At 73.4% G+C, this 7,536-nt stretch carries 5 protein-coding genes and 1 CRISPR repeat array; of the genes, 3 read left to right on the top strand and 2 right to left on the bottom strand.

Features of this window, described 5'->3' with window-relative positions:
* Together cas3 and ACFU99_RS03955 are read right to left on the bottom strand one after the other, a co-directional pair.
* Positions 1–1,941: CRISPR-associated helicase Cas3' (cas3, locus tag ACFU99_RS03960; protein ID WP_384385339.1), on the bottom strand; the 1,941-nt coding region annotated here is incomplete at its 3' end.
* Between the two features lie 172 nt (positions 1,942–2,113).
* Positions 2,114–2,701: direct repeats of the CRISPR family, unit length 28 nt; unit sequence GTCCGCTCCGCGCCCGCGGAGATGTTCC.
* Between the two features lie 144 nt (positions 2,702–2,845).
* Positions 2,846–4,207 (bottom strand): transcriptional regulator, encoded by a 1,362-nt coding sequence (locus ACFU99_RS03955; RefSeq protein ID WP_384385336.1) that lies wholly within the window; start codon positions 4,205–4,207, stop codon positions 2,846–2,848.
* Positions 4,208–4,492: 285 nt separating this feature from the next.
* Between ACFU99_RS03955 and ACFU99_RS03950 the strand changes: the two genes are divergently transcribed.
* The 3 genes from ACFU99_RS03950 to ACFU99_RS03940 all read left to right on the top strand — a co-directional run bounded on the left by ACFU99_RS03950 (position 4,493) and on the right by ACFU99_RS03940 (position 7,355).
* Positions 4,493–4,624: a lasso RiPP family leader peptide-containing protein gene (locus ACFU99_RS03950; protein ID WP_384385333.1), complete on the top strand. Its 132-nt coding sequence runs from the start codon at positions 4,493–4,495 to the stop codon at positions 4,622–4,624.
* A 236-nt stretch (positions 4,625–4,860) separates the two neighbouring features.
* Positions 4,861–6,642: an asparagine synthase-related protein gene (locus tag ACFU99_RS03945; protein ID WP_384385330.1), complete on the top strand. Its 1,782-nt coding sequence runs from the start codon at positions 4,861–4,863 to the stop codon at positions 6,640–6,642.
* Positions 6,639–7,355: a lasso peptide biosynthesis B2 protein gene (locus ACFU99_RS03940; protein ID WP_384385328.1), complete on the top strand. Its 717-nt coding sequence runs from the start codon at positions 6,639–6,641 to the stop codon at positions 7,353–7,355. Before ACFU99_RS03945 ends, ACFU99_RS03940 begins: the two co-directional genes overlap by 4 nt.
* Positions 7,356–7,536 lie beyond the last annotated feature (181 nt).

Here is a 7,536-nt window from a genome sequence, read left to right as displayed (position 1 = left end):
GTCGAAGGAGACGTCCAGGGACTGCTCGACGACCTGCGTCGCCACCACCACATGCCGCCCCGCCGGCCGCACACCGCCGCTGCCGAAGCGCTGCTCCAGCGCGTCCTCCAGGCGGCGGCGGTCGGCCGCCGTGAAGCGGGCGTGCATGAGCGTGACCGCCTCCTCACCCAGCCGTTCCCGCAGCTCCCGCGCCAACTCCTGGGCCCGGCCCACCGTGTTGCGCGCGGCCAGCAGGCATCCGCCGCCGGCCAGCAGCCCCTCCACGCATCCGGCGACCGCCGACGTCTCCGGCTCCTCCAGCAGCGTCACCGCCACCGGCAGCCTCCGCGCCGCCTTTGCCGCGACCGCCACCGGCTCAGCCTCGCGCCGGCCGCCGCGCGGCGCGTCCACCCAGGTCAGCCGCGGATACACCGGCCCACTCGCGGACACCGCCGGACCGCCGGCGTATGCCTGGAGGAGCTCGGCGCGCTGACGGGCGGGCAGCGTCGCCGACAAGAGCACCACCGGCACCCCCAGCGCCCCCAGCCACGCCAGCACCCCCTGCAGCAGACCGGACATGTAGGCGTCGTAGGCGTGCACCTCGTCCAGCACCACGACCTTCCCGGCCAGGCCCAGCATCCGCACCGCCACATGCCGCGACGCCAGCCCCGCCAGCAGCAGCTGGTCCACCGTTGCCGCCACCACCGGTGCCAGCAACGCCCGGTACCGGCCCAGGATCCACTGCGAGGCCACCAGTCCCGCCCCGCACTCCCCGACCCCGACCGACCCCTGCAGCAGCGCCCGGTACTCCTCCTGCCGGGCCGCCTTGCCGTGCGCCAGGGCCACCGTCGTATCGGCGCCCTGCCGCTCCAGCCATCCCAGGATCCGGCGGAAGATCTGGTTCGCCGTGGCCTGCGTCGGCAGCCCGAAGAACACCCCGTTCGCCCCCAGCCGCCCGGCCAGCACCTCCGCCGCCGCCAGCGCCGCCTCCGTCTTGCCCTCCCCCATCGGCGCCTCGATCAGCAACAGCCCCGCCCCCGGCGCCGAGCACACCAGGTCGTAGACCGCCTCCTGCACCGCCCGCGGCGTCCGCCCGAACCGCGAGCCGTACAGCGCCGCCGCCCCCATCACCGCACTGCCCGCATCCGGCGCCCAGGACGACCGCACCCCCATCACCGCGCCCGCCCGGCGCACACGGGCCGCCGACGTCTGCAGATACCCCTGCGGCAGCCTGCCCTCGTAGGGGAACAGGTCCTCGTTGCTGGCCAGCCAGTCCGCCAAGGTCACCGCCCCGGCCTGCACCAACTGCACCGGCACCGAAGGCACCCGCGCCTGCCACTCCCCCAGATACGGACGCGCCCCGCTGACCAGCACAGCCGCCTCATACACCTCACCCTGCACCGACCGCCACGCCCCCGCCCCCCGGCGCTTCAGGGTCAGCCGCTCCTCCAGCCAGTTCACCGGCGGAAAGTTCCCGTGATGCCCGGCCAGCGTCAGCCCCACGAACTCCGCCGCCTCCTCATCCCACCCCTGGCCGCACAGCACCTCGTTGACCAGACGCCCCGACAACCACCCATGCGGCAACACCCCCTTCACCGAAAAATCCACCGCCAGCCCCGCGGCCACCAGCTCCGCCCGCCGTCCCGCATCCAGCCCCGCGAACGGTGGCGTCGCCTTCCCCAGATCATGCGCCGCCGCCAGCCATGCCAGCCGTGCTCGCGCCGACGCCCCGTCACCCCCGAGGTCGGCGGCCAGCGACTCCCGCACCCGCTCCGCCAGCAGGTGATCCCACAACCAGCCCCCCGCATGCCCGCTGTCCCACACATGCGCCACCAACGAATGCCACAACGCCCCCGGCGCAACCTCCCGGCCCCACCCACCACGCCACGTCTTCGCCCACAACAACCCCGCCAACTCCGAAACCACCAACACCCAACCCCTCCACTCGAATTGCCCCTCCATTCCTACCTCCCACCACCGACAACCCGCTTCGCAGCGCCCCACACCGGCAACCACCCGCACAGCCGCGCTAGCGTGAACACCTGCGCCAGCACCCCACAGCGCCCCGTACACCAACACCACACACCTTGACAAAGAAACAGCAAAGTCCCCACAAACCCCCAGCTCGCGAAGGGTCCGCTCCGCGCCCGCGGAGATGTTCCGGCGACAGCCTGTGAGGCGCGGGGAGGTCTGGAGTCCGCTCCGCGCCCGCGGAGATGTTCCAGCGGGTATCGATTACGCGGCGTTCAATTCGGCGTCCGCTCCGCGCCCGCGGAGATGTTCCGGTGACGGCGTCCCCAACCTTGAGACCCGTGATGTCCGCTCCGCGCCCGCGGAGATGTTCCGTAGCCGCGCGTGATGATCACGGACAGAGCCGCGTCCGCTCCGCGCCCGCGGAGATGTTCCGTAGCCTGCGGCTCGCGCGGCGTTGTACGGGTCGTCCGCTCCGCGCCCGCGGAGATGTTCCGGAGGTGCCGCAGGAGCAGATGCGGATGGCGCGGTCCGCTCCGCGCCCGCGGAGATGTTCCCTTGTCCTTCTTGTCGCCGGCGTAGGTCTGCACGTCCGCTCCGCTCCCGCGGAGATGTTCCATGACGGCGAGCACGGTCATCAGCAGCCTGGCCGTCCACCCCGCGCCTGCGGAGATGTTCCGCATTGCGAAATGCCCGCGCGCAAGCCCGCATTGCGGCTCAAGGGTCCGCTCCGCGCCCGCGGAGATGTTCTGGTGGTAGCCGGTGAGCGCGCGGCCGTGGGCGTCCGCGCTGGCTCATCACGGAGCCTCCGCGCGAGCAGCCTCGCGGGCGTTGATGGTCCGCTCGATCTGCACGGCGGCCGTGGCCAGGAACGGCGGCGCGTGATCTTCAGGTGTCATCGCTCCGGGCTGATCAGCCGGTCGAGGATGGCGCCGACCGGTGCGGCGGCGCGGTACGGGGCGAGTTCGGCGGCCAGGTCGGTGAGCAGGGTGGTGCAGCGGCCGGATTCGACTGTGGCCGCGATGTCGAGGGCCTCGGTGGCGGTGTGGGCGGCGGCGTCAAGGTCGCGGCGGCGGGCCTGGGAGGTGGCGATCCAGGTGAGGTAGAGGACACGGTCGCGCATCGCGCCGGGTTCCAGCGCGGCCAGCCCGTCGCTGAGCAGTGTCTCGGCGGTAGCCGGATCGCCGAGGTCGAGGAAGGCTCTGCCGGTCTCGGCCATGTGGCTGGGGCGGCACATCCAGTACGCCCAGTGCGGGTTGGTGTCCCCGGTGCGGGCGCGGTCGAACTCGGCTTCGGCCTGGTTCAGCAGGCGGGCGGCCTGTTTCGCGTCGCCGGTGGCGGCCGTCGCCCTCACCCGCCAGGTGTCGATCATCGCGGCGACGAGCGGGGTGGTGCGGGTGCCGGCGATGCCGCGGGCGGAGGCGAGTAAGTCGGTGCCGGTGCCCGGCTGATTGTCGTAGACGCAGGCCAGGGCGAGGTTGGCCAGCAGGTAGGCGCTGTGCGCCGGGTCGGCGGCCTCCGCGGAGGCGCGCAGGGCGGCGTGCCAGGCGCGTTGGGCGCCGGGGGTGTTGCCGGCGTCGAACTCGGCCCAGCCCAGGAAGCGCGCGTACTCGGCGGCGAGGAAGTGGAGATCGGTGGTGAGCTGTCCGGTGTGGCGGGCGTGCCGCAGCAGCTTGACGACCATGGTCAGGTCGGAGCGGGCGCTGGTGGTGCAGGCGGTGCCGCCGAGGGAGTCGTCCAGGTGCCACAGCGCGCTGAGCCGGGCGTGGATGGCGGTGGAGACCTCGACGCCGACGTAGCCGCCGCCGATGCCGTGTGCGATGGCGTCCTGGACGTGGTCGGTCCACCGTTCGGCCAGGGTGCGCAGCACGTCCGGCGGGAGGAGGGGGATGTCGGCCGCGTCGGCGCGGGCGGGGTCGGCGGCCAGGTCGTCGAGGGCGGACAGCGTGACCTCCGGGGCGAACGGGGCCCAGATGTCGGGGCCGGGCAGGGCGAGCAGGAGCCAGTTGGGCCATCCTCGCGCTGTTACCTGCCTGGGGTCGACCCTGTGGAGATCGGCCATCGCCAGCTGGGCGGGCATTTCGGGTTCGACGCCGCGCTGCCAGCGGGCGACTTTGTCGCGGTTGCGGGCCATGTGCCCGTAGCCGAGAGCGGTGTGCCGGTCGGCGACGGCGTTGATGTACGAGTCGAGGGTGTGTCCGGACGCGATCCGCACCGTAGCGAGCAGATGCCGTGGGGGACTGGTGGTGGCGGGCATGTGGCTGACCCCCGGGGTGGGATGGAGCCGGGCACGGTCGTTGCACTGAACGTAGCCCAACGAGCCGGGAGTTGAAGCCGCTCAGAAGGCCGGGCAGCAGGAGGCAGCAGCGAGGCAGCACCTGTTCCTCTTCCTGGCGCGGATGTTCGGCGGTTGTCTTGGAGCACGGCCGCTCCGGCACCTCGGAGCCGGCCAGTACCTCCCCGCCAGAGGCCGCATGGACGCCGTCATGGCTCCGTGCGGCCGGCGCGGAACATCCCAGAGACCGGCTCATGGAGGAACACCATGGACACGCACTTCGAGTTCGAGACCGTCACCTACACGGCGCCCGCGCTGAGCGAGCTGGGCACCGTTACCGAGGCCACCCTCGGCTCGGGCGGCAACAACAACGCGGACGACACCCAGTACTGGCAGTGACGCCGCGCCCTGAACGGGGCGTCGGCAGGTGAGCGAGCGCCCGGGGCACATCTGGCCATCGGCCGGCGTCCCGGGCGCTCGTTCGTGAAGCAGCCACACACGGCACGGCGGAGTGAAAGACCGGGGTGGGAGAGATGCGGTTCGTCGCCGGAACTTTCCAGACCGGGCCCGACCACACGGCCCCCAGGGTCGCATGGCGGCCCCGGGGAGGCACAAGCGCGTACGACGACGGCGCCATGCGTATCTGGAGCGTCGGATACGAGGCGGACGAGATCCGCACCAGCACGGACCAGGCCCCGGCGCCGGTGGCCGCCGTGCTGGCCCTCGGCTGCTGCCTGGCCACCGGCCGGGAGCTGGACGACGCCCGGGATGCGGTGGCGCGGGGCGGGTGGTCTGCGGCCACGCGGCTGCCCGGCTCGTACCTGACCGTTGCGCGTACCGGCGCCACGATGCGGATCGCCGGGGACCGGGCCGGGGTCGTCACGGTGTACTGGTGCATGGAGGGGGAGCGGGTGGTGTGGGCGACGGCCGCGGCTGCGCTCGCCGCGTACGGCCGCATCACGCCGGACTTGGCGGTGCTGCTGGCCGCCTTCTCGGTACGGGGCGTCGATGTCCTCGCGGGGCAGAGCCACTTCGAGGGTGTGCGGAGGGTTCGGCCCGGGTGGGCGCTGGTTCTTCGGCCCGGACACCGGCCGCGGACTGAACCCGTACCGGCCGCGGCCGGCGGGCTGTCATTCGCGGAGGGCGCCCGGATGGTGCGCGAGCGCATGACCACCGCGGTCGCCCGCCGGGCGGCGGGCGCGGGACGGCTGTCGGCGGACTTGTCGGGCGGCGTCGACAGCGGGGCCGTCACCAGCCTGGCCGCTGGCAGCGGCCCGCTGCTGGCCGTCACCTACACCGACGCCCGCATGGGCGAGCAGGACGACGTTCTTTACGCCGAGCGGATCGCCGCCGGACAGGCGCACATCACGCACGCGTGGGTGCACGGCACCCGCGACAGCGTGCAGCACTTCGACGGCCTCACCGAACCGGCCGCTCTGCCGTTCACCGACACCCCCTCGTTCACCCTGGGCCTGCTCGCCATCAAGCAGGCTCAGCTCGCCCCGGCCGCCGCCTACGGCTCCCGAGCGCATCTGACGGGCCGCGGCGGGGACGACGTCCTGGACGCGGTGGCGCTGATGGTGATCGACCAGTACCGGGCCGGACACCGGGCGGAGGCGGTCCGCCGGGTCATGGCGCTCGCCCGCGCGAAGCGCTGCGCGGTCCACCCCCTCCTGTGGCAGGCTGCCCGTACCCAACGGTCCCGTTATCCGCAGGCGCTCGCCGCCCTGGCCCAGTTGCTGGGCGGGCCCCGGGACCTGCGTCATCCGGGCTGGGCGCCGCCGTGGGAGATGCTCTGCTGGTGCGGCGTCACCCCGTCGGCGCCGTGGCTGACCCGCTCCGGGCGGTTGGCCGTCGCCGATCTGGTGGCACGCCGGGCGGCTGACGCCGACCCGCTTGCCGCGCCCGGAGCGGTGCACGAGCGTCTCGCTCTGGAGGTGATGGGTGACGGGCACGCCACCTACGACCAGATCGCCCGCCAGCAGTGGGGGCTGCCCCTGCACGCCCCGTTCCTGGACACCCCCGTGGTCGACGTCTGCCACGCGGTCCCCGGCTGGTACCGCAACCGTCCGGGCGACTACAAGCCGCTGGCCCGCGCGGCGTTCACCCCCGCCGTCCCCGCCTTCCTGCTGAACCGGCGCACGAAGACCGCGTTCACCGGCAGCGTCTACACCGGCCTGCGCGTCAACGCCCCCGCTCTGCGCCGCATCCTGTCCGGCTCCGTGCTCGCCGAGGCCGGGCTGCTGGACGCGTCGCGGACGGTGGCCGCACTGGACCGTGCGGTACGGGGCGAGCCCGCGCCGCTGGCCTGCCTGCACGCGCTCATCGTCACCGAGCTGTGGCTGGCCACCCTGCCCACCGCCCGCGACACCTGGTGGGAGAAGACCACCACCGGCGAGAAGGAGGCCGCGCGATGACAAGCACCGGCGTGTACGCCGCCCTCGGGCCCGAGGGCATCGCGCTGATGGACGCCCGCCATGGCAGGGGCCGCTGGCGTTTCCTGGAGCCGGCCGGCGCCCAGCTGTGGCTGACGATCACCGGCGGCACCGCACCGGAGGCAGCCGTGGAACTGCTCACCGCCCAGTGGCAGGACAAGGGCGCCGACGCCGACCGGGTCCGCGCCGACCTCGGCGCACTGGCCGCCGATCTTCAACGCGCCCGCCTCCTTCAGCCCGCCGCCCGGCCGCTGACCGCACGCGACGGCGCCGAGATCCGGTTCGACGCGCCGGTGCCGGCCGGGCTGGTCTCGCGGGCCGCCGGACATGCCGCGCTGTTCGCGGCGCTGGTGCTGCTGCGATGCCTGCCGGTGCGGTTCGCGCTCGCCGCCGCCCGCACAGTGACCCGGCTGCCCGGCCGCGCGGCCACAGTCGCCGAGGCCGAGGAGACTTTCACCGCCGTACGCCGTGCCGCCCGGGTGTGGCCCGGCCGGGCCGCCTGCCTGGAGGAGTCCCTGGCCGCCCACTTCGCCGCCGCGTTCACCGGGCACCGGGTCCGCTGGGTGATCGGCGCCCGCTTCATCCCGCACGGCGCCCACGCCTGGATCGAGGCGGACGGCAGCGTCATCGGGCAGGATGAGAGTGACCGCATCTGGCCGTATGTGCCCGCTCTTCAGGTGGAGCGCTCGCACTGATATTCGCCACCCTTCGCCACCGCATCCACCCGTACGGGTGAAGCGTTGCGCCAGATATGACAGGCACACAGCCCCGCAACGGCACCCGCACGAACCCCTCCGAGCCTGCTCCAGAACGGCATTTCCGCCTGTGGTGGCCCCGGCGACGTGCCGCCGGGGCCCCCGCGGCTGCGCGCCCCCA

This window comes from Streptomyces sp. NPDC057654, assembly GCF_042800135.1.
Lineage (GTDB): Bacteria > Actinomycetota > Actinomycetes > Streptomycetales > Streptomycetaceae > Streptomyces.
Note: the sequence above shows the minus strand (reverse complement) of the source record. Positions and strands in the feature narration are given on the sequence as shown.

Coding starts and splice junctions, on each gene's coding strand:
- ACFU99_RS03955 (WP_384385336.1), bottom strand. CDS start 4,207: ATGCCCGCCACCACCAGTCCCCCACGGCATCTGCTCGCTACGGTGCGG.
- ACFU99_RS03950 (WP_384385333.1), top strand. CDS start 4,493: ATGGACACGCACTTCGAGTTCGAGACCGTCACCTACACGGCGCCCGCG.
- ACFU99_RS03940 (WP_384385328.1), top strand. CDS start 6,639: ATGACAAGCACCGGCGTGTACGCCGCCCTCGGGCCCGAGGGCATCGCG.
- ACFU99_RS03945 (WP_384385330.1), top strand. CDS start 4,861: ATGCGTATCTGGAGCGTCGGATACGAGGCGGACGAGATCCGCACCAGC.